At 67.8% G+C, this 20,753-nt stretch carries 17 protein-coding genes; 12 read left to right on the top strand and 5 right to left on the bottom strand.

Features of this window, described 5'->3' with window-relative positions:
• Nucleotides 1–10 precede the first annotated feature (10 nt).
• Complete coding sequence (locus VHAB30_RS20535; RefSeq protein ID WP_062471853.1) at nt 11–952, top strand: AraC family transcriptional regulator; 942 nt, start codon at nt 11–13, stop codon at nt 950–952.
• 52 nt (nt 953–1,004) lie between these two features.
• On the top strand, nt 1,005–2,471 hold the full coding sequence (gene xylB, locus VHAB30_RS20530; RefSeq protein WP_159278450.1) for a xylulokinase: 1,467 nt from the start codon (nt 1,005–1,007) through the stop codon (nt 2,469–2,471).
• A 164-nt stretch (nt 2,472–2,635) separates the two neighbouring features.
• Here xylB and groL read toward each other — a convergent pair whose 3' ends face one another.
• Both groL and VHAB30_RS20520 read right to left on the bottom strand, forming a co-directional pair.
• Nucleotides 2,636–4,291, bottom strand: a complete 1,656-nt coding sequence (gene groL / locus VHAB30_RS20525) for a chaperonin GroEL (RefSeq protein ID WP_042579049.1) — start codon at nt 4,289–4,291, stop codon at nt 2,636–2,638.
• 55 nt (nt 4,292–4,346) lie between these two features.
• On the bottom strand, nt 4,347–4,637 hold the full coding sequence (locus VHAB30_RS20520; RefSeq protein WP_056572926.1) for a co-chaperone GroES: 291 nt from the start codon (nt 4,635–4,637) through the stop codon (nt 4,347–4,349).
• A gap of 377 nt (nt 4,638–5,014) precedes the next feature.
• Between VHAB30_RS20520 and VHAB30_RS20515 the strand changes: the two genes are divergently transcribed.
• Together VHAB30_RS20515 and VHAB30_RS20510 are read left to right on the top strand one after the other, a co-directional pair.
• Nucleotides 5,015–5,506 carry a cupredoxin domain-containing protein gene (locus tag VHAB30_RS20515; protein ID WP_095743735.1) on the top strand — a complete coding sequence of 164 codons (492 nt, stop codon included), beginning with the start codon at nt 5,015–5,017 and terminating at the stop codon, nt 5,504–5,506.
• A 155-nt stretch (nt 5,507–5,661) separates the two neighbouring features.
• The gene (locus VHAB30_RS20510) at nt 5,662–7,884 is read left to right on the top strand and encodes a copper-transporting P-type ATPase (RefSeq protein ID WP_159278449.1); all 2,223 of its coding nucleotides are present in this window, start codon (nt 5,662–5,664) and stop codon (nt 7,882–7,884) included.
• Here VHAB30_RS20510 and VHAB30_RS20505 read toward each other — a convergent pair.
• On the bottom strand, nt 7,865–8,800 hold the full coding sequence (locus VHAB30_RS20505) for a LysR substrate-binding domain-containing protein (RefSeq protein ID WP_095743737.1): 936 nt from the start codon (nt 8,798–8,800) through the stop codon (nt 7,865–7,867). The genes VHAB30_RS20510 and VHAB30_RS20505 overlap by 20 nt on opposite strands.
• A gap of 97 nt (nt 8,801–8,897) precedes the next feature.
• On the opposite strand from VHAB30_RS20505, the gene VHAB30_RS20500 reads away from it, so the two are divergent.
• The 5 genes from VHAB30_RS20500 to VHAB30_RS20480 are packed head-to-tail and all read left to right on the top strand — an operon-like array spanning nt 8,898 to nt 12,962.
• Nucleotides 8,898–9,350, top strand: a complete 453-nt coding sequence (locus tag VHAB30_RS20500; protein WP_159278448.1) for a hypothetical protein — start codon at nt 8,898–8,900, stop codon at nt 9,348–9,350.
• Nucleotides 9,351–9,358: 8 nt separating this feature from the next.
• Complete coding sequence (locus VHAB30_RS20495; protein WP_235926872.1) at nt 9,359–10,531, top strand: trans-sulfuration enzyme family protein; 1,173 nt, start codon at nt 9,359–9,361, stop codon at nt 10,529–10,531.
• A gap of 22 nt (nt 10,532–10,553) precedes the next feature.
• Complete coding sequence (locus tag VHAB30_RS20490) at nt 10,554–11,480, top strand: transporter substrate-binding domain-containing protein (RefSeq protein WP_139700983.1); 927 nt, start codon at nt 10,554–10,556, stop codon at nt 11,478–11,480.
• A 55-nt stretch (nt 11,481–11,535) separates the two neighbouring features.
• Entirely contained in the window at nt 11,536–12,273 is a 738-nt protein-coding gene (locus VHAB30_RS20485; RefSeq protein WP_062471835.1) for an amino acid ABC transporter permease, read from the top strand.
• Nucleotides 12,273–12,962 (top strand): amino acid ABC transporter permease, encoded by a 690-nt coding sequence (locus tag VHAB30_RS20480; protein ID WP_159278447.1) that lies wholly within the window; start codon nt 12,273–12,275, stop codon nt 12,960–12,962. The genes VHAB30_RS20485 and VHAB30_RS20480 overlap by 1 nt, the downstream gene beginning before the upstream one ends.
• Before the next feature lie 7 nt (nt 12,963–12,969).
• Here VHAB30_RS20480 and VHAB30_RS20475 read toward each other — a convergent pair whose 3' ends face one another.
• Nucleotides 12,970–15,150, bottom strand: a complete 2,181-nt coding sequence (locus VHAB30_RS20475) for a TonB-dependent receptor (protein WP_235926871.1) — start codon at nt 15,148–15,150, stop codon at nt 12,970–12,972.
• Nucleotides 15,151–15,421: 271 nt separating this feature from the next.
• On the bottom strand, nt 15,422–17,014 hold the full coding sequence (locus VHAB30_RS20470) for a phospholipase D family protein (protein ID WP_095948312.1): 1,593 nt from the start codon (nt 17,012–17,014) through the stop codon (nt 15,422–15,424).
• 174 nt (nt 17,015–17,188) lie between these two features.
• Between VHAB30_RS20470 and VHAB30_RS20465 the strand changes: the two genes are divergently transcribed.
• Genes VHAB30_RS20465 through VHAB30_RS20455 form a run of 3 tightly spaced genes read left to right on the top strand, consistent with a single transcriptional unit; the run spans nt 17,189 to nt 20,727 of the window.
• Nucleotides 17,189–19,285, top strand: a complete 2,097-nt coding sequence (locus VHAB30_RS20465) for a TonB-dependent siderophore receptor (RefSeq protein ID WP_159278446.1) — start codon at nt 17,189–17,191, stop codon at nt 19,283–19,285.
• A gap of 30 nt (nt 19,286–19,315) precedes the next feature.
• Complete coding sequence (locus tag VHAB30_RS20460) at nt 19,316–20,518, top strand: PepSY-associated TM helix domain-containing protein (protein ID WP_159278445.1); 1,203 nt, start codon at nt 19,316–19,318, stop codon at nt 20,516–20,518.
• A complete protein-coding gene (locus VHAB30_RS20455) occupies nt 20,515–20,727 on the top strand; it encodes a hypothetical protein (RefSeq protein WP_159278444.1) in 213 nt (70 codons plus the stop codon). Before VHAB30_RS20460 ends, VHAB30_RS20455 begins: the two co-directional genes overlap by 4 nt.
• Nucleotides 20,728–20,753 lie beyond the last annotated feature (26 nt).

The following is a 20,753-nucleotide window of genomic DNA, read 5'->3' as shown; positions in this document are numbered from 1 at the left end:
CCGTGCCGCCATGACCACGACCACCCGCAAACGCGCGATCCCTCGTCAACGCCAACCCGAACTGGAGCGCGACTTCGCGCGCTCCCCGTCGCTGGGCTACGAGGCCCCGGAAGAAACCGGCCTGGTGCGCTGCCTCGCGCACGGCTTTCCGAGCCCGCTGGTGCGATGGCACTTCCATGAAGACTACGAGCTGCACCTGATCACCGAGACCTCGGGCAAGGCCTTCATCGGCGACTGGATCGGGCCGTTCCAGCCCGGCCACCTCGTGCTGTGCGGGCCGCGCCTGCCGCACAACTGGATCTCGCTGGACGTGCCCGAAGAAGGCGCCGCCGGGCGCGACCGCGTGATCCAGTTCCGCCACGAACCCATCGAGCGCGCGGCGGCCGAAATTCCCGAGCTGCGCGACGTGATGCCGCTGCTCGACCGCGCGCGCCACGGCATCGAGTTCTTCGGCATGTCGGCGCAGGCGCTGGCGCACTGGGACGCCATCAAGGCCGCGCGCGGCGTGCGCCGCCTGGGCCTGTTCTGCGAGTTCATGGCCGACCTGGCCCAGTGCACCGACTACCGGCTGCTGTCGAGCGTGCAGATGCAGGGCGTGCAGGGCAGCGACGGCGATGCGCAGGTCGACCAGATCAACGACATCGTGAACCGCATCACCAACAACATGACCGACTCGATCTCGATGTCGGACGTGGCCGCCGAGCTGGGCATGAGCGAGAGCCGCTTCAGCCGCTTCTTCCGCCGCTCGACCGGCAACAGCTTCACCGACTTCGTGAACCGCGTGCGCATCAACAGCGCCTGCCACCTGCTGATGCAGACCGACCACTACGTGACCGACATCTGCTACCAGGTGGGCTTCAACAACGTGGCGAACTTCAACCGGCGCTTTCTCGAAATCAAGGGCATGACGCCCAGCGAGTTCAGGCGCCAGGCCGACACGCGCTTCGGCTGACTTCTTTCAAGGCGAACGCGCCCGCTCCGAAGGCGCCATCAGGGAGACCATCTTGTATCTGGGACTCGACCTCGGCACGTCCGAGCTCAAGGCATTGCTGCTCGCGGACGATCACCGCATCGTCGGCGTGGCACGCGCGCCGCTCACGGTCGACCGGCCGCAACCGCTGTGGTCCGAGCAGGCGCCTGCCCAGTGGTGGCAGGCGCTCGAGGCGGTCATGGCCGAGCTGCACACCACGCACGCCGAGGCGCTGCTGCAGGTGCGCGCCATCGGCTTGTCGGGCCAGATGCACGGCGCCACGCTGCTCGACGCGGCGGGCGAGGTGCTGCGCCCGGCCATCCTCTGGAACGACGGCCGCAGCGGTGCGCAGTGCGAGGCGCTCACGCGCGCCGTGCCGCGCCTGGGCGAGATCGCGGGCAACCTCGCGATGCCCGGCTTCACCGCGCCCAAGCTGCTGTGGGTGCGCGAGCACGAGCCTGAGGTCTTCGCCCGCGTGGCGCGCGTGCTGCTGCCCAAGGACTGGCTGCGCTTCATGCTCAGCGGCGAAGCGGTCAGCGAGATGTCCGACGCGGCCGGCACGCTGTGGCTCGACGTGGGCGCGCGCGACTGGTCCGACGAACTGCTCGCCGCCACGGGGCTCACGCGCGCTCACATGCCGCGGCTGGTCGAAGGCAGCGAAGTCTCCGCGCTGCTCAAGCCGGAACTGGCGGCGCGCTGGGGATTGCGCGAGGGCGTGAAGATCGCCGGCGGCGCGGGCGACAACGCCGCCAGCGCGGTCGGCATGGGGCTTGTGGAGCCGGGGCAGGGCTTCGTCTCGCTCGGCACCTCGGGCGTGGTGTTCGTCTCGACCGACCGCTTCCTGCCGAACCCCGCGCAGGCGATGCACGCCTTCTGCCATGCCTTGCCCAGGCGCTGGCACCAGATGTCGGTGATGCTCTCGGCCGCCAGCGCGGTGAGCTGGGCGGCGAAGACCTTCAAGTTCGCGGACGAGGCGGCGCTGCTCGAAGCCGCGGCGTCGGTCGCGCTGGCGGACCGGGCGCGCTGCCCGCTGTTCCTGCCGTACCTGTCGGGCGAGCGTTCGCCGCACAACAACCCGAATGCGCAAGGGGTGCTGTTCGGCCTCACGCATGCGCATGGCCCGGCGGAGATCGCCTATGCCGTGGTCGAGGGCGTGAGCTTCGGTTTGCGCGATGGCTTCGACACGCTGCGCCTGCCGGCCGACATGCCGCTGCGCGAAGTCGCGCTCGTGGGCGGCGGTGCGCGCAGTGTCTGGTGGGGGCAGTTGTTGGCCGACATCTTCCAGGTGCCGCTGACGCTGTATGCGGGCAGCGAAACGGGCGGGGCGCTCGGTGCGGCGCGGCTGGCGTGGCTGGCCGATGGGGGCGAGGTCGCCGAGGTGTGCACGCTGCCGCCGGTGAAGCAGACGCTGGAGCCTTCATCCGAAGGAGCCGATGGACACAAGACGCGGCATGCGCGGTTCCAGGTGCTCTACATGGCGCTGCGCGACCAGTTCCGATAGGCCCGATCTAATACCGAGCGCCCATAGAAAAAGCCCCGCCGAAGCGGGGCTTTTTCATTTCGCGAAACACCGCGGAACCGGCTTTGCCGGGCCGCAGGTGTTGCCCCCGGTAGGGGGTTGGCGTAGCGGACACGAAGTGCCGCGCAGCCTGGGGGCGAGCGAAATTACATGCCCATGCCGCCCATGCCGCCCATGCCGCCCATGTCGGGCATGCCACCGCCGCCGGCGCCGGACTCGTCCTTGGGTGCGTCAGCAACCATGGCTTCGGTCGTCAGCAGCAGCGAGGACACCGAAGCGGCGTTCTGCAGTGCGGTGCGGGTGACCTTCGTCGGGTCCAGGATGCCCAGCTCGAGCATGTCGCCGTACGTGTCGTTCGCAGCGTTGAAGCCGTAGTTGCCCTTGCCGGCCAGCACAGCGTTCACCACCACCGAGGCTTCGCCGCCGGCGTTGTTCACGATTTCGCGCAGGGGCGCTTCGATGGCCTTCAGCACCAGCTTGATGCCGGCTTCTTGATCAGCGTTGTCGCCCTTGACCGACTCGCCCACGGCTTGCTTGGCACGCAGCAGTGCCACGCCGCCGCCAGCCACAACGCCTTCTTCCACTGCAGCGCGGGTGGCGTGCAGGGCGTCTTCGACGCGAGCCTTCTTTTCCTTCATTTCGACTTCGGTGGCCGCGCCAACCTTGATCACTGCCACGCCGCCGGCCAGCTTGGCCACGCGCTCTTGCAGCTTTTCACGGTCGTAGTCGCTGGTCGCTTCTTCGATCTGAACGCGAACTTGCTTCACGCGGGCTTCGATGTCACCAGCAGCGCCAGCGCCGTCGATGATGATCGTGTTTTCCTTGCCCACTTCGATGCGCTTGGCTTGACCCAGGTCGGCCAGCGTCACCTTTTCGAGCGTCAGGCCCACTTCTTCAGCGATGACCTTGCCGCCCGTCAGGATGGCGATGTCTTCCAGCATGGCCTTGCGGCGGTCGCCGAAGCCAGGAGCCTTCACAGCCACGACCTTCAGGATGCCGCGGATCGTGTTCACGACCAAGGTAGCCAGGGCTTCGCCTTCGACTTCTTCGGCAATGATCAGCAGCGGACGGCCCGCCTTGGCGACTTGCTCCAGCACGGGCAGCAGGTCACGGATGTTGCTGATCTTCTTGTCGAACAGCAGCACGAAGGGGTTGTCCAACAGCGCCGATTGCTTCTCGGGGTTGTTGATGAAGTAGGGCGACAGGTAGCCGCGGTCGAACTGCATGCCTTCGACGACGTCGAGTTCGCTGTCCAGCGACTTGCCGTCTTCCACGGTGATCACGCCTTCCTTGCCGACCTTGTCCATCGCGTCAGCGATGAGCTTGCCGATGGTTTCGTCGCTGTTGGCCGAGATGGAGCCGACTTGCGCGATTTCCTTGGAGGTGGTGGTGGGCTTCGAAGCCTTCTTCAGCTCGGCGACCAGGGCCGTGACAGCCTTGTCGATGCCGCGCTTCAGGTCCATCGGGTTCATGCCGGCAGCCACCAGCTTGAAACCTTCGCGAACGATGGCTTGTGCCAGGACCGTGGCGGTCGTGGTGCCGTCACCAGCGTTGTCGCTGGTCTTGGAGGCCACTTCCTTCACGAGCTGGGCGCCCATGTTCTGCAGCTTGTCCTTGAGTTCGATTTCCTTGGCCACGGACACACCGTCCTTGGTCACGGTGGGGGCGCCGAACGAACGCTCGAGCACCACGTTGCGGCCCTTGGGGCCCAGGGTCACTTTGACTGCGTTGGCCAGGATGTTGACACCCTCGACCATGCGTGCGCGGGCTTCGCCGCCGAAGACTACGTCTTTTGCTGCCATGATGAATTAACTCCGAATGGATTGAATTTGGATGGGATCGAAAGGAGGAGAAGAATTACTTCTCGACGACTGCGAACAGGTCGTCTTCCTTCATCACGAGCAGTTCGTCGCCATCGACCTTGACGGTCTGGCCGCTGTACTTGCCGAACAGGACGCGGTCGCCGACCTTGACGGTCAGTGCGGCCAGTTCGCCCTTGTCGTTGCGCTTGCCCGGGCCCACGGCCAGGACTTCACCCTGATCGGGCTTTTCGGCGGCTGCGTCGGGGATGACGATGCCAGAGGCGGTCTTGGTTTCGCTGTCAACACGCTTGACGATCACGCGATCGGCCAAAGGACGAAGTTTCATTGCATCTCCTGGAAGGGTAAGAAACGGGTTTGTTTGTGGTCGGGCGCCGGAGAAACCGGCGACCTGTCGACTGGATGGGAGGGCTGTTAGCACTCGTCAGCAGCGAGTGCTAATCATAAGGGCATTCGATGACCTTTCAAGGGCGGCGCCCTTGCCGCCGTTCGGCACCGCCGTGCTTTTCCGGGGAAACACCGGGTGGCCGGGTGCCTTCGGCCGGGACGCTTTGAGATATTTTGCCCGGGCAAAATAAGGCCTTGCTCATGTCGCCGATGCGCGGAGGTCGCGCGCGCAGATTGCTTTTTTGTAATCCGGGTGATCGGTGGTGGACGGGCTTGGCTTCCTAGAGTCGCGGCATCCCGGCAACCTCCAAGGACACCATGACACACACCTTCCGCAACACCGTTTTCGCCGCAGGAGCCGCACTGGCCGCTGCCGGCGCCTTTGCTTCGGGCACCCATGCCGGTGGCCACGGCCACGATGCCGAAGCCGCCGTCGGCAAGCCTGGCGTGGCCGCCAAGGTGACGCGCACGGTCCAGGTCGACATGACGGACTCGATGCGCTTCACGCCGGCGGACATCAAGGTCAAGCAGGGGGAGACGGTGCGCTTCGTCGTCAAGAACTCCGGCGTCCTGAAGCACGAGCTCGTGCTCGGGACCGAGAAGGCGCTACTGGCGCACTACGAGGCCATGAAGAAGAACCCCGAGATGGAGCACGCCGATCCGAACATGGTCACGCTGGCCGCGGGCAAGACCGGCGAGATCGTCTGGCAGTTCACCCAGGCCGGCAAGGTCGACTTCGGCTGCCTGCAGCCGGGCCACTACGACGCTGGCATGAAGGGCGCGGTGCTGGTGGGCAAGGCCGGCAAGTGAGCGTGATGCGCACGCGTCTTTCACGCGCCGGCCGCCATGCCGGCGCTTTTTCTTCAAGGGTATCGCGCGACAGGGCTTGACCTTCACATCGTGTCAATCTGGACACTGATCGCTTCCCCCTCAAGGGCTTCCCCCTTTCCTGTCGGAGAACGCGAATGAACGACACGTCCACCAGGCACGCAGGACACCCCCACGGTCATCACGACCACCACGATCACCACGCATCGCACGGGCATGCGCCCGCGGGCCCTGCGCAGCCCGCCGCGCAAGGCACGGTCTACACCTGCCCCATGCACCCGGAGATCCGGCAGGACCACCCGGGCAACTGCCCCAAGTGCGGCATGACGCTGGAGCCCGAGATGCCGACCCTCGACGAGGGCGAAGATCCCGAGCTGAAAGACTTCAAGCGGCGCTTCTTCTGGACGCTGCCGCTGAGCGTTGTCGTCACCGTGCTCGCCATGGCCGGCCACCGCCTGCAGTGGTTCGAGATGGGCACGCAAAGCTGGATCGAGCTCGTGCTCAGCGTGCCGATCGTGCTGTGGGCCGGTTGGCCGTTCTTTGTGCGCGCGGTGCAGTCGGTGGCGAACCGCAGCCCGAACATGTGGACCCTGATCGGCCTGGGCACGGCCGCCGCCTTTGTCTACAGCGTCGTGGCCACGGTGGCGCCGGGCGTGTTCCCCGCGTCGTTCGTGTCGATGGGGCGCGTGTCGGTCTACTTCGAAGCGGCGGCGGTGATCATTTCGCTCACCTTGCTGGGCCAGATCCTTGAGCTCAAGGCGCGCTCGCAAACCTCCGCGGCCATCAAGTCGCTGCTGGGGCTCGCGCCCAAGACGGCGCGCCGGATCGGCGCCGACGGCACCGAGGAAGACGTGCCCATCGGCCACGTGCATGTCGGCGACAAGCTGCGCGTGCGCCCCGGAGAGAAGGTGCCGGTGGACGGCGTGGTGATCGAAGGCGGCAGCGCGGTCGACGAGTCGATGCTCACCGGCGAGCCGCTGCCCGTGACCAAGCGCGTGGGCGACAAGCTCATCGGCGCGACGCTCAACACCAATGGCGCGCTGGTCATGCAGTCGGAAAAGGTCGGCTCGCAGACCGTGCTCGCGAGCATCGTGCAGATGGTCGCGCAGGCCCAGCGCTCGCGCGCGCCGATGCAGCGGATGGCCGACCGGGTCGCGGGCTACTTCGTCATGACGGTGATCGCCATCGCGGTGCTGACCTTCTTCGCCTGGGGGTTCTTCGGGCCGCAGCCCAGCTGGGTCTACGGCCTCATCAACGCCGTGGCGGTGCTCATCATTGCCTGCCCCTGTGCGCTCGGCCTCGCGACGCCGATGTCGATCATGGTGGCCACCGGCAAGGCGGCCACGCAGGGCGTGCTGTTCCGCGATGCCGCGGCGATCGAGAACTTCCGCAAGGTCGATGCGCTCATCGTCGACAAGACCGGCACCCTGACGGAAGGCCGGCCGCAGTTCGAGCGCGCGGTGCCTGCGCCGGGCTTCACGGCCGACGAGGTGCTGCGCCTGGCGGCCAGCCTGGACCAGGGCAGCGAACACCCGCTGGCCGACGCCATCGTGCGGGCGGCGCGCGAGCGCCAGCTGGCGCTGGACACGCCCGAGGGGTTCGAATCCAGCAGCGGCATCGGCGTGAGCGGTGCCGTGGCCGGCCGGAAGCTGGCGCTCGGCAACACGGCGCTCATGGAACAGCTGCGCGTGCGGGTCGACGCGCTCAAGCCGCAGGCCGAGGCCCTGCGGGCCGAGGGCGCGAGCGTCATGTTCCTGGCGGTGGACGGCCAGGCGGCCGGCCTGCTCGCGGTGTCGGACCCGATCAAGCCCACCACGCTGGAGGCGCTGGCCGCGCTCAAGGCCTCGGGCCTGCGCGTCATCATGGCCACGGGCGACGGGCTGACCACGGCTCGGGCCGTCGCCGCGAAGCTGGGCATCGACGAAGTGCACGGCGAAGTGAAGCCGGCCGACAAGCTCGCGCTGGTCGACAGGCTGCAGCGCGAGGGTCGCATCGTCGCGATGGCCGGCGACGGCATCAACGACGCGCCCGCGCTCGCCAAGGCCGACGTGGGCGTGGCGATGGGCACCGGCACCGATGTCGCGATGAACAGCGCCCAGGTGACGCTGGTCAAGGGCGACCTGCGCGGCATTGCGCAGGCGCGCGTCATCTCCGAGCAGACCATCGCCAACATGAAGCAGAACCTGGGCTTCGCCTTCCTCTACAACGCCCTGGGCGTGCCGCTGGCAGCGGGCGTGCTGTTCCCGTTCACGGGCTGGCTGCTGTCGCCGATGATCGCCGCGCTGGCGATGAGCCTGAGTTCGGCGTCGGTGATCACCAACGCCTTGCGCCTGCGTGGCGCTACCTGGCGCGAGGCTTGAGAAGGCCCGCCAGGGCCTTCTGGTCTTCGGCCAGCTGGATGCGCATGAGCTGGAGCACGCGCACCGCCAGGCCGGACAGCGGCTGTCCCGGCGGCAGCACCAGCATGCCCGCGAAGGACACCTCCAGCGACAGCGGGCGCACGGCCAGGCCGCGCTGCGCGTACTCCAGCGCGGTGACCGGGTTGACGACGCCGATGCCCATGCCGCTCAGGGCCATCTCGCACACGCTGGCCGCGTAAGGGGTCTCGACCAGCACGCTCAACGCGACGTTGCAGTCCGCCAGGGCCCGCTCCAGGCGGCGCCGGGACGCATCTTCCGGGTTGAGCGCGAGGAAGGGCTCTTCGGCGAGTTGATGCGGCTGGATGGTCCTGGCGCGGGCCAGCCGGTGCTTGGCATGCATCACCACCACGCCCGGAAAGCGCGCGAATTCGGAGTGCTCCAGGCCGGTCGTCGGCATCTCGTCGGCCATCAGCCCGAAGTCGACCTGGCGCCCCAGCACGGCCTCGTGCACCTCCCGCGAACTGAGCACCTGCAGCGAAATCTGCGGGCGGGCGTCGGCATCGCCGCGCTCGGCCACCAGCCGCGACAGCACCCGCGGAACGAAGCTCAGGCCGAAGGCCGGGTACACCGCCATGCGCAGCGTGTTGACGCCGAAGCGCTTGAGGCTGCGCATGCGGTGCTCGATGCTGCTCAGGCCCACGAAGACGCGCTCGACCTCGACCAGCAAGGCCTGCGCTTCGGGCGTGGGGTGCAGGCGGCCGCGCAGCCGGCGGAACAGGGGAAAGCCCGCGGCTTCCTCCAGCCTGCGCAGCGACTGGCTGATGGCCGGCTGCGTCACGCCCAGCAGCGCGGCCGCCTTGCTCGCGGAGCCCACGGACATCACGGAACGGAACACCTCGATCTCTCGGAGCAACATATAACAACCGCTTATGGAGAAAGAATTTCGGGCGCGATCCGGATTATCTCCAGCGTCCTAGAGTCGGTGTCTTCAGCCACTTCCCGAAAGACGCGAGATGAACCTTCGAACAGCGCTTGCAGTGACGGTCCTGGCGTGTGCGGCGCCCGTGTGGGCGCACGACTTTTCCAGCGACGTCGCCAGGTTCCAGACCCTTGCGGCCACCCGCAAGCCCGACAGCCCGCAGGCGGTGGCCGCCAAGCTGGCGCTGGAGCGGGCGCAGGGCGAGATGGAGCAGTCGGACGTGAAGATGCTGCTGCGCATCCGTTCGATGACCAACGCCGGCCTGCGTGCCCTCGGCGAGCAGCCGGCCTTGCTTACCAGCGAGTACAAGCGCCTCGAGGCGGCACTGGCCAACCCCAAGACCCAGGACCCGGCCCGGATCGCCACCGCCCGCGAAACCTTCACCCGCCTGGGCGTGGAGATGAAGGTCTACACCGATCTCGAAACCATGGCCGTCGAGCAGATGAAGCATGCGCTGCAGCTCATCGAATCGGCCCCCGCGAACTGACTTCCATCGTGAACCCATCCATTTCCCATCCCGGCACGTCCTCTGCAGACGCCGCCTTCGCCAGCCTGGCGCCGCCGGTGTGGCGCGCCTCCACGGTCGTCTTCGATTCGCTCGACGATTTCGTGCATCGCCGCACCCGCCTGCCGGACGGCTTCAGCTACGGCACGACGGGCACGCCGACGCAGCGCGCCCTCGAGGCGCGCATCGCCGAGCTGGACGGCGCCGCGCACGGCATCGTCTTTCCCTCCGGACAGGCGGCCATCTGCGGCGTGCTGCTCGCACTGCTCCAGAAGGGCGACCACCTCTTGATGACCGATGCCGCCTACGGCCTGGCCAAGTCCTTTGCCGTCGAACGGCTGCAGGCACTGGGCATCGAGGTCGAGTTCTATGCGCCGCGCATCGGCGCGGGCATCGAGCGCCTCGTGCGCCCGAACACGCGGCTCATCTGGCTGGAGTCGCCCGGCACGGTGACGATGGAGGTGGAGGACGTGCCGGCGATCACCGCCGTGGCGCGCGCCCGTGGCGTGCTGACCGCCATCGACAACACCTGGGCCAGCCCGCTGGGCTTTGCCGCGCTGGCGCACGGCGTCGACCTGTGCATTCACGCATGCACCAAGTACATGGGCGGGCATTCGGACGTGCTGATGGGCAGCGTCACCACCCAGGACGAAGGCCTGTACCGGTCCTTGCGCAGCCTGCAGTCGCTGATGGGGCTGGCCGTGAGCCCGGAGGACTGCTTCCTGGTGGCTCGCGGCCTGGACACGATGCAGGTGCGCATGGAGCGCCAGGCCGCCAGCGCGCGCCTGATCGCCGGGCAACTCGCCGCGCACCGCCTCGTGCGCCGCATGCTCTTTCCGGCGCTGCCCGGCGCGCCGGACCATGCGCTGTGGGCGCGCGATTTCGCGCAGCCCGGCTGCGTGATGTCGCTGCAGCTCGTGGACTGCCCCTACGACGCTTACCGGGCGCTGTTCGCCGGCCTGAAGCGCTTTGCCATCGGCGCCAGCTGGGGCGGCGTGCGCAGCATCGCGGCCTTCTACCCGGCGGAGGAACTCGCCAGGCGCAATTTCTGCGATGTCGAAGGGCCGGTCGTCCGCCTGTCGATCGGCCTGGACGACCCCCAGGCCCTGCGCGACGAGCTGCTGGGCGCGCTGGACGCCTGCGCCACGCGTTTCGATCTCTGATCCCCGACACCTGGAGCCCGCGATGACTTTCAAGCCGACCCTTCACGCCGCGTTGATCCGTTCCTTCCTCGCCATGGCCGGCCTCGCGCTGTGCGCCGGCGTTGCCGCGCAGACCGCATCGCCGCTGGACGGCACGCTCAAGAAGATCAAGGACACCGGGGCGATCACGGTGGCCACGCGCGGCGCCTCGATCCCGTTCAACTACCTGGACGACCACAACAAGCAGGCCGGCTTCGCCTGGGAAATCTCGCAGCGCGTGGTCGCCCAGGTGAAGAAGGACCTGCAGCTCGCCCGGCTGGAGGTCAAGACCCTGGAAGTCACGCCGCAGACGCGCATTCCGCTGGTCGCCAACCAGACCGTCGACCTGGAGTGCAGCTCGACCACCAACAACGCCGAGCGGCAGAACCAGGTGTCGTTCTCGACGACCTTCTTCGTCGTGGGCGCGCGGCTGCTGGTGCGCAAGAACTCGGGCATCAAGCACTGGGCCGACCTCGTCGGCAAGAACGTCGTGGTCAGCGCGGGCACCACGGCGGAGCGCATGCTGCGGCAGCTCAACGAGAAGAACAAGTGGGGCATCCAGATCATCCTGGCCAAGGACATCAACGAGAACTTCCTCACCGTGGAAACGGGGCGCGCGGTGGCCGCGACGCAGGACGACATCATTCTGTTCAGCAACATCGCCCGCGCCAGGAACCCGGCGGACTGGGAGGTGGTCGGCGTGCCGCAGCAGAAGGAAGCCTATGGCTGCATGCTGCGCAAGGGCGACGCGGCGTTCAAGAAACTCGTGGACGGCGTGATCACCGGGATGATGCGATCGGGCGAGTTCACCGCGTTGTACGAGAAGTACTTCCTCAAGCCCATCGCGGTGAAGGGCAGCGTGACGGTCAACTTCCCGATGTCGCCCGACATGCAGGAGCTCGTGCGCCATCCGAGCGACCAGCCGCTGTAAGGCACGGACGCGGCCACCCCTTCACGAACCGAACCGCCTCCCGGCACCCTTCGCGATGCACTACACCTGGGATTGGTTGATCTTCTTCAAACCCTCGGTCACGGGGGAGGGCCTGTACGGCCTGATGCTCGTGCGCGGGTTGCTGTGGACGGTCGCGCTGTCGCTGCTGGCCTGGACGCTGGCATTGGGCCTGGGCCTGATCGCCGGCGTGGCCCGCACGCTGCCCCACCGGACGGCGCGCACGCTGTCGGCGGTGTACATCCACTGCTTTCGCAACACGCCGCTGCTGGTGCAGCTGTTTCTCTGGTACTTCGTGGTGCCCGAGCTGTTGCCGACCGCCTGGGGCCATGCGATCAAGCAGATGAACCCGACCGCGAACCAGTTCCTCACCGTGCTGGTGGGCCTCACGCTCTACACGGCGGCGAAGGCGGCTGAGCAGGTGCGCGCGGGCATCGAGTCGGTGCCGCGCAGCCAGAAGCAGGCGGCCATGGCGATGGGCCTGGGAACCGTGGCGGCCTACCGCTACGTGATCCTGCCCCAGGCCCTGCGCATCGTCATCCCGCCGCTGACCTCGGACTTCCTGAACGTGTTCAAGAACTCGGCCGTCGCGCTGACGATCGGGCTCATGGAGCTCACCGGGCAGACGCGCCAGCTCAGCGAGTTCAGCGCCCATCCCTTCGAGGCCTTCATCGTGGCGACGCTCATCTACATGGCGATCACCTACGGCGTGATCGTGCTGATGCGCCGCATCGAACATCGGGTGCGCGTGCCCGGGCTGCTGGGCGCCGCGTGATGGGCTACGACTTCGATTGGGTCGCCCTGCAGCGCGCCTGGCCCTACCTGCTGCAGGGCCTGCAGATGACCGCGCTGCTGGTGGCGGCCTCCATGGCCGCGGGCATCGGCCTGGGGACCTTGCTGGCGATCACGCGGATCTTCGCGCCGCGGCCGGTGGCGGCGCTCGTGGCGGGGTACGTGAACCTGTTCCGCTCGATCCCGCTGATCCTCACGATCCTGTGGATCTACTTCCTGATGCCAGTGGTGCTGCGCGCCGTGACCGGCGACCCGAACCTCGGCGTCGGGCCGATCTACGCCGCGCTCGTGGCGTTCGTGCTCGCGGAGTCCGCGTACTACTGCGAGATCATCCGCGCCGGCATCGGCAGCGTGCGCGCCGGCCAGATGCAGGCGGCGCAGTCCCTGGGGATGTCGCCGGGGCAGGCGATGCGGCACGTGATCCTGCCGCAGGCCTTTCGCAACATGACGCCCTCGCTCATCAACCAGACCATCGCGCTGCTCAAGGACACCTCGCTGGTCTACGTGATCAGCCTGAACGACTTTCTCGGCGCCGCCAGCAAGGTGGGACAACGCGACGGGCGCGTGGTCGAGGTCTACATCCTGGTCGCCGTCGTCTACCTGGTGCTGTGCACGGCGGGCGCCTGGTGGGTCACGTGGCTGCAACGGCGCAAGGTGGCGGCGGCGACCTGAGGCCTTCTCAGAACTTCGCGCGCAGCGTCAGCTGCACCTCGCGCCCCGGTCCCGGCAGGATCAGGTTGTCCACGCTGCCGTGGGCCGAGACGTAGTACTTGCGGTTCGCGATGTTCTTCAGGTTCAGCGCGATCTCGTAGCGCTCGGTCTTGTAGTTGGCCGCGAGGTCGGCGGTCAGGTACGAGGGCAGCGTGACGAGGTTGCTCAGCGAGGCGTAGCGCGCGCTGACGTAGTTCAGGCCGCCGCCGGCGCTGAAGCCGTGGCCGAGGTCCTTCATGGCCCATACGAAGGCTGAGTGACGCGGCGTGAGCGCGGCGGTCTTGCCCTGCACCGGGATCGCGGCGCCCACGGGCAGCTGCAGCGAACTCACGGTGGCGAGCGACCTGGTCATCTTCGCGTCGAGGTAGGCATAGCCCGCGCTCACGTCCCAGCGGCCCGGCAGGCGGCCGTTGAGCGCGAGCTCCAGGCCGTTGGTGCGCTGCGTGCCGACGTTGATCTGGCGGCGCGGGTTGTTCGGGTCGGTGTTCTTGATGCCCGAGCGTTCCAGGTTGAACAGCGCGGTCGTGAGATTCAGGCCGCCGTCGAGCAGGTCGAACTTGGCGCCGATTTCCTTGTTGACGGTGATCTCTGGCGCGTTGTCGATGTTGCCGGTGGACAGCGCGAAGTTCTCGCCCGAGGGCTGGAATGAGCGGCTGTACGACACGTAGTACGACTGCACCGTGTCGGGCTGCCACACCACGCCGGCGCGCGGGCTGAACTTGCGGTCGGTGCGTTCCAGCGGCGCGAGCTTGCGCTCGAAGCTGGTGTCCTGCTTGAACACGTCGTAGCGCCCGCCGATCAGCGCCTTCCAGTGCGGCGCCAGCGTGATCTGGTCCTGGAAGTAGACGGCCGCGGTCTTGAACTCGCTGTTGCTCGGGATCGCGCCGTCGGCGAGGTAGGTGGCCAGCGGGATCGGCAGCGGGTCCGCCACCGGGCTGAACAGGTTCACGCGCTGCGCTCCTGTAGCGGAAGACACGCTGAACAGCCGCTTGCGCTGCACGCCGAACTCGGCGCCGACCAGCCACTCCTGCTTGAAGCCGCCCAGGTCGTTGCGCCAGGTCAGGTCGGTCTGGTTGAACCAGCCGCTCTCGTCGCGGTCGACGATGCCGCGCGTGCGGCCCACCGTCAGGCGCACCGGGTCGGTGGTGCCGCTGGGCAGCGTGTTGTTGCGGTCCAGGTGGTAGCTCGAATAGCGCGTGGTGTTGCGCAGGCTCAGCGCGTCGCTGAAGCGGTGGTTCAGCGTGGCGGTGAAGGTCTGCACCTTGCTGGTCACGGTGTCGTCGCGCTTGCCGTGCGCCGAGCCGTAGTAGGCGCCGATGGGCACGTCGACCGGGCGGCCGTTGAGCGCCGGAATGCCGAAGTCGGTGAGGCGCTGGTCGCGCAGGTTGGTGTACTGCAGCAGCAGGTCGGTCTGCGGGCTGAACTTGATCGCCAGCGAGGGCGCGATGTTGTAGCGGTCGGTGAACTGCTGGTCGCGGTAGCTGTCCGACTGCTCGCCCGCCACGTTCAGGCGGAAGGCCATGTTCTCGCCGATGGGCGTGTTCAGGTCGATCGTGCTGCGCGTGTAGTGGTGGCTGCCCAGGCCCAGCGAGACCTCGCCGAAGCGGCGCTCGAACACGGGCTTCTTGGTCACGCGGTTGATCAGGCCGCCCGAGGAGCCGCGGCCGTAGAGCACGGCGGCCGGGCCCTTGAGCACCTCGATGCGCTCGGTGTCCGAGAGGTCGCGAAAGTACAGCGCGTCGTCGCGCACGCCGTCCACGAACCAGTCGGAGATGCCGCTGAAGCCGCGGATCACGACCTGGTCGCGCTGGCCGTCGCCGTGGTTGAAGCTCACGCCCGGCACGTTGCGCAGGGCGTCCTGCATCGACACGGCGCCCTGGTCGCGCAGCAGCTGCTCGGGCAGAACGTTCACCGCCTGCGGCACGTCGCGCAGCGGCGCGCTGCCCTTGGTGGCGGTGCTGGTGGCGGCCGGGGCGTAGCCCTTGTCGTCCTCGGCGCTGACGGTGACTTCCTTCAGGGTCGTGGCGGCGGCCTGTGCCAGCGCGACGCCCGACAGCGACGCGAGGGCGGCGCCGGCCAGCAGCGAAAGGGGCCACAGCGGGCGCGAGGGGGTGGCGGTGCGGGTGGCTGTGCGGGAAGAGGGCTTCATGTTGTCCGGTTGTGCTTGTTCTTGGAGGGCGGCGCCGCGCAGGCACAGCCGTACGCGACAACGCCCTTCGTCGCGAGAGACGAAGGGCGTTGTCGTGCCCTGCCTTGAACTGGAAATGTCTGGGTGAGGCAATGGCGCAGCGCGGACGGAAGAAGCTCCGTGGCGGGACGCCATGACGGCCGCTGGACGCGGCGGGCTGAATTCTAAAGAGCTAAATGCGAGGCGTTTGCATTTGTGGCGAGGATGCGACGCGGGGCCGCCCGCTCGCGGCTCACAGCTGGTCGGTCGGCACGAACCACGAGAACAGCAGCAGCTGCAGGCGCGTGAGCATGCTGGAGTCGGGCTCGCTGTCGAGCACCTCGTTGTGCACGTCGCCGGTGCCGATCCACTGCACGTTCTGGCCGTCGGGCTTGAGCACGACGCGGTACACGCCTTCCATGTCGTCCAGCTGGTAGGCGAAGAGCAGCGCCTGCGTGAGCTCGAAGCTGCGCACGCGCACGCCGAACTCGGTGTTCAGCAGGGCCGAGCGCGGGTCGAGGTTCATCGAGCCCAGCAGCACCCACTGGCGGTCGACCAGCGCCAGCTTGGCGTGCAGGCGACCGCGCGCCTTCTTGAGCAGGCTGCGGAACTGGCCGCTGCGCTTGAGCTGCTGCGTGCTGACCTCGTACAGGTTCACGCCCAGCTTGAGCATGTCGACGCGGTAGCGGTTGTAGTTGATGTTCACCAGGGGCTCGTCGCTGTCGGCCAGCGAGTTGGTGACCACGGTGATGCTCAGGCCGTGGTCGCGGCCCATGCGGATGCGCTCCATGCCCTCGTCGCCGGGAATGAAGTAGGGCGAGATCACCACCACGTTCGACTTCGCGGCGCCCAGCATCTCGTGGAAGCGCTGCGCCAGCGACTCCTGCGGGCGCGCCATCGTGCCCAGGGCCTTGTTCGGGCTGTCGGCGGTGGCGGCGGCTTCGGCGCGGATCCAGCGCGTCTCGCCGATGTTGTCCAGCTGCGCGCCCAGCGGCAGGTCGCCCAGCAGGTCGGTGGCGGCCAGCGGATCGGGCAGCGGCGCGAAGGCGGGCGAGGTCGCGGCGTCGAAGGCGGCCTTGAGCTCGTCGGGCGTGAGCGTCGTGCCGGCCATGCGCTGCAGCGGGTAGACCACGTCGCTGTTCCAGTAGGTGTCGAAGATCCCGGCCGACTGCGGCACCACCGGGCCGGCCAACAGCAGTTCGAAGTCGATGAAGTTGGCGCTCTCGCTGCGCAGGAAGTACTCGTCCGCGAGGTTGCGCCCGCCGGCGATGGCCATGGCGCCGTCGGCGATGAACAGCTTGTTGTGCATGCGGTGGTTGAGCCGCCGGAAATCGCCGAAGAATTCCAGCCAGCGCAGCGACGAATGGTCGCGTGCGTTCACGAAGGGGTTGAACAGCCGCACCTGCGCGTTGGGCTCGGCGGCCAGCCCGAGCAGCAAGCGGTCCATGCCGGCGGTGTAGAAGTCGTCGAGCAGCAGGCGCACGCGCACGCCGCGCCGGGCGGCATCGCGCAGTTCGCGCAGCAGCAGGCGGCCGGTCTTGTCGTTGCCGAGCTGGTAGGTCTGCACGTCGAGCGAGGCCCGGGCGCGGCGGATGAGTTCCAGCCGCGCATCGAGCGCGAACGAGGCCTCGATCAGCGGCCGCATGCTCGACAGGCCGTCGGGCGGCGAATCGAGGCTGGCGGCGGCATGGCCGAGCGGGGTGGCGGCCGAAGCGGGAATGGCGATCGAGGGCGGCCCATCGGGCAGGCGCGGCGGCAGGCCGGCGCAGCCGGTGAGCACCAGCACGACCAGCACCAGCGCCGGGCCGCGCAGCGCAGGAAACAACGAGGCGAGGAGCTTGAGCATGGGGCCTGTCAGCGCACGCAAGGGCGTGCGGGCGGCATCGTAGCCCGGCGCGCGGCGGCGACCGCGGCGGTTTTGCAACGCTTCGCCCCTGTGTGCTGGAAAACCCGTGGACCGCGACTTTCTTGACAATAGAATGCGAATTGTTATCAATAGTGTTCAATGGGCAATAAAAACATGGCAAGAATGAGGGCGCGGCGCAGGGCCGCTTCGGTGCTGGTGGGCTGCCTGGCGATCTACGCGCAGCAGCACGTTCTGGCGCAAACGGGCGGCACGGGCTCGCTGCCTGAAGTGCGCGTCGATGCGAACGCCGAAGCCGAGACCGCCACCTCGCCCGTGATCGGCTACCGCGCGAAGAACGCCGTCACCGCCACCAAGACCGACACGCCGCTGTCGGAAACGCCGCAGTCCGTCACCGTGATCACGCGCGACCAGATGGTCGACCAGGGCGCCAACAACCTGCAGGACGCCCTCAATTACGCGGCGGGCGTGCGCTCCGACGCCTACGGTGTCGACTCGCGCACCGATTCGATCCGCGTGCGCGGCGCCTACCCCGACATCTACCTCGATGGCCTGCGCCAGGCCTACGGCTACTACACCAGCACCACGCGCACCGAGCCCTACACGCTGGAGCGCCTCGAAGTGCTGCGCGGCCCGTCGGGCATGCTGTTCGGTGCGGGCACGGCCGCCGGCGTGGTCAACATGGTCAGCAAGCGGCCGCTGCAGGAGGCTCAGCGCGAAGTGGGCGTGCAGTTCGGCAGCTTCGGCCGCAAGCAGGTACAGGCCGACCTGACCGGTCCGCTGAACGCCGACGGTTCGCTGTCGTACCGGCTGATCGCGCTGCAGCGCAAGTCCGATTCGCAAGTGGACAACGTGCCCGACGACCGCAGCGTGATCGCGCCGTCGCTCACCTGGCGGCCCAACGCGGCGACCTCGCTCACGTTGCAGGGGCTCTGGCAAAAAGACAAGAGCGGCAGCAGCTCGCAGTTCCTGCCGTGGGAAGGCACCTTGCTGCCGAACCCGAACGGCCGCGTGCCCGCCAGCCGCTTCATCGGCGAGGCCGGCGATTACTACAACAGCGAGCGCCAGACCTTCGGCTGGCAGTTCGAGCACAAGTTCAACGACAGCTGGACCGTGCGCCAGAACTTCCGCTACGCGAAGAACGAAAACGACAACCGCTACCACTACGGCGGCGCGTTCAGCGGCTTCGACAGCTGGTCGACCGACCCGATCTTCAAGCGCGTGTTCCCCCGCTACTTCGACAGCCAGCTGACGCGCAACCGCACGCAGACGCTGGACAACCACGTCGAGGGCCACTTCCAGACCGGCGCGCTCCAGCACACGCTGCTCGTGGGCGCGGACTTCGCGCGCCAGCGCGAGAACGTCTGGGGCGGCACCACTGCGGACACCATCGACCTCTATGCACCGGTGTACGGCCACGTGGACGAGCCCGAGCGCGTGGCGCGTCCGCGCACCCGCCAGCGCCAGACCGGCCTGTACCTGCAGGACCAGATCAAGCTCGACAACTGGATCTTCGTGGCCGGCCTGCGCCATGACCGTGCCGTGTCCAGCGCCGCCGGCAGCGACGAGCAAAAGAGCAGCGCCACCACCAAGCGACTGGGCGTGATGTACGCCCATCCCTCGGGCTGGTCGCCGTACCTGAGCTACAGCGAGTCGTTCACGCCGCAGTCGCCGCGCGAAGGCCGCATCTTCTCGCCGCTGCGCGGCGAGCAGTGGGAAGCCGGCGTCAAGTACGAGCCGAAGAACCGCGCCATGGCCTTCAGCGCCGCGGTGTACGACCTGCGCGAGAAGAACCAGATCGTCGAAGAGCAGCCGAAGGTGTTCTCGCAGCGCGGCCTGACCAAGACCAAGGGTGTGGAGCTCGAAGCCAAGGGCTCGGTGGGCGCCAACCTCGACCTGATCGCCCACTACAACTACACCGACGCCGACGCGCAGATCGAAGGCCTGCCCAAGCACCAGGCCAGCTTCTGGGCCAAGTACAGGTTCTCGGTGGCCGGCATGAGCGGCTTCTCGGCGGGCGCCGGCGTGCGCGTGATGAGTTCGTTCCGCGACACCCAGTTCGGCACCGGCCCGCGCATCCCCGGTGTGGCGCTGGCCGACCTGGTGTTTGCTTACGATACGGCCCAGTGGCGCTATGCGCTCAACATCAACAACGTGACGGACAAGGTGTACTTCAGCACCTGCCTGTCGCGCGGCGACTGCTGGTACGGTGCGCGACGCAACATCGTGGCGAGCGCCACCTACCGCTTCTAGCCTTTTCACCACCCAACGACGCACGACGACATGGACAGCCGAAAGATCAAGACCTGGGCCTGGGTGCACAAGTGGAGCAGCCTCGTCTGCACGGTGTTCATGCTGCTGCTGTGCATCACCGGCCTGCCGCTGATCTTCCACCACGAGATCGGCCACCTGCTGGGCACCGAGGTCGAGGCGCCGAAGATGCCGGCCAACACGCCGCGCATCAGCCTGGACAAGGTGGTCGAGATCGGCCGCGCCAAGCACCCCGACCGCGTGGTGCAGTTCGTCTCGCAGCCCGAGGACGACGACGGCCTGTGGTTCGTCACGCTCACGCCCACGCCCGAACCCACCGAAGACTTCAAGTCGGTGGCGGTCGATGCGCGCACCGGCGTCGTGCTGGCGCAGCCGGAGTTCAGCCAGGGCTTCATGTACATCATGTTCAAGCTGCACGTCGACCTGTTCGCCGGGCTGCCGGGCAAGCTGTTCCTGGGCTTCATGGGACTACTGCTGCTGGTGGCCATCGTCTCGGGCGTGGTGCTGTATTCGCCGTTCATGCGCAAGCTCGACTTCGGCACCGTGCGGCGCGAGAAGCGTCCGCGCCTGAAGTGGCTCGACCTGCACAACCTGCTGGGCATCGTCACGCTGGTGTGGCTGTTCGTGGTGGGCTCCACCGGCATGATCAACACCTGGGCCGACCTGATCATCAAGTACTGGCAGTACGACCAGCTCAGCACGCTGCTCGCGCCCTACAAGAACGAGCCGGTGGTGCCGGTGGCCGAGCGCGGCTCGCTGCAGCGCTCGATGGAAGGTGCGATGCAGAAGGCGCCCGGCATGAAGCTGTCGTTCATCGCCTTCCCGGGCACCTCGTTCTCGAGCCCGCACCACACGACCTTCTTCCTGCGCGGCAACGAGCCCTTCACCTCGAAGCTGCTGCAGCCGGTGCTGGTCGATGCCAAGACCGCAGAGGTGACGGCAGCGCCGAAGATGCCGTGGTACCTCACGGGCCTGCTGGTGTCGCAGCCTCTGCACTTCGGCGACTACGGCGGCATGCCGATGCAGATCCTGTGGGCGCTGCTGGACATCGCGACCATCATCGTGCTGGGCAGCGGGCTGTACCTGTGGCTCAAGCGCGGCAACACGGTGCCGGCCCGGGCGACCCCGACCGCGACGCCCGCCACGGAGCGCGCGCCGCCCTCGGCCTCGGGCCCGCAGCCCGACCCGGCACCGGCCATGAAGGTGCAGGCATGACGACGCACCACAAGGCACCGCACCAGTCCTTCTGGCGCATGTGGGGCTGGCCCATCGCGCTGGGCGTGATGACCACGGTCGGCCTCGTCACCGCGCTGTTCAGCGACGGCGGCCTCGGCGACATGGTGGCCTGGGTGGGCCTGGGCATTCCGGTGCTCGTGTGCGCCTGGTACGGCTGGCGCCGGTCGCCGCGCACGGGTTCGCGCTAGGCGAAAGGGGCAGGGCACCGACGCAG

Source organism: Variovorax boronicumulans, assembly GCF_009811375.1.
Classification (GTDB): Bacteria; Pseudomonadota; Gammaproteobacteria; order Burkholderiales; family Burkholderiaceae_C; genus Variovorax; species Variovorax boronicumulans.
The sequence above is the reverse complement of the archived record's forward strand: the minus strand, read 5'-3'. Positions and strand labels throughout refer to the sequence as shown.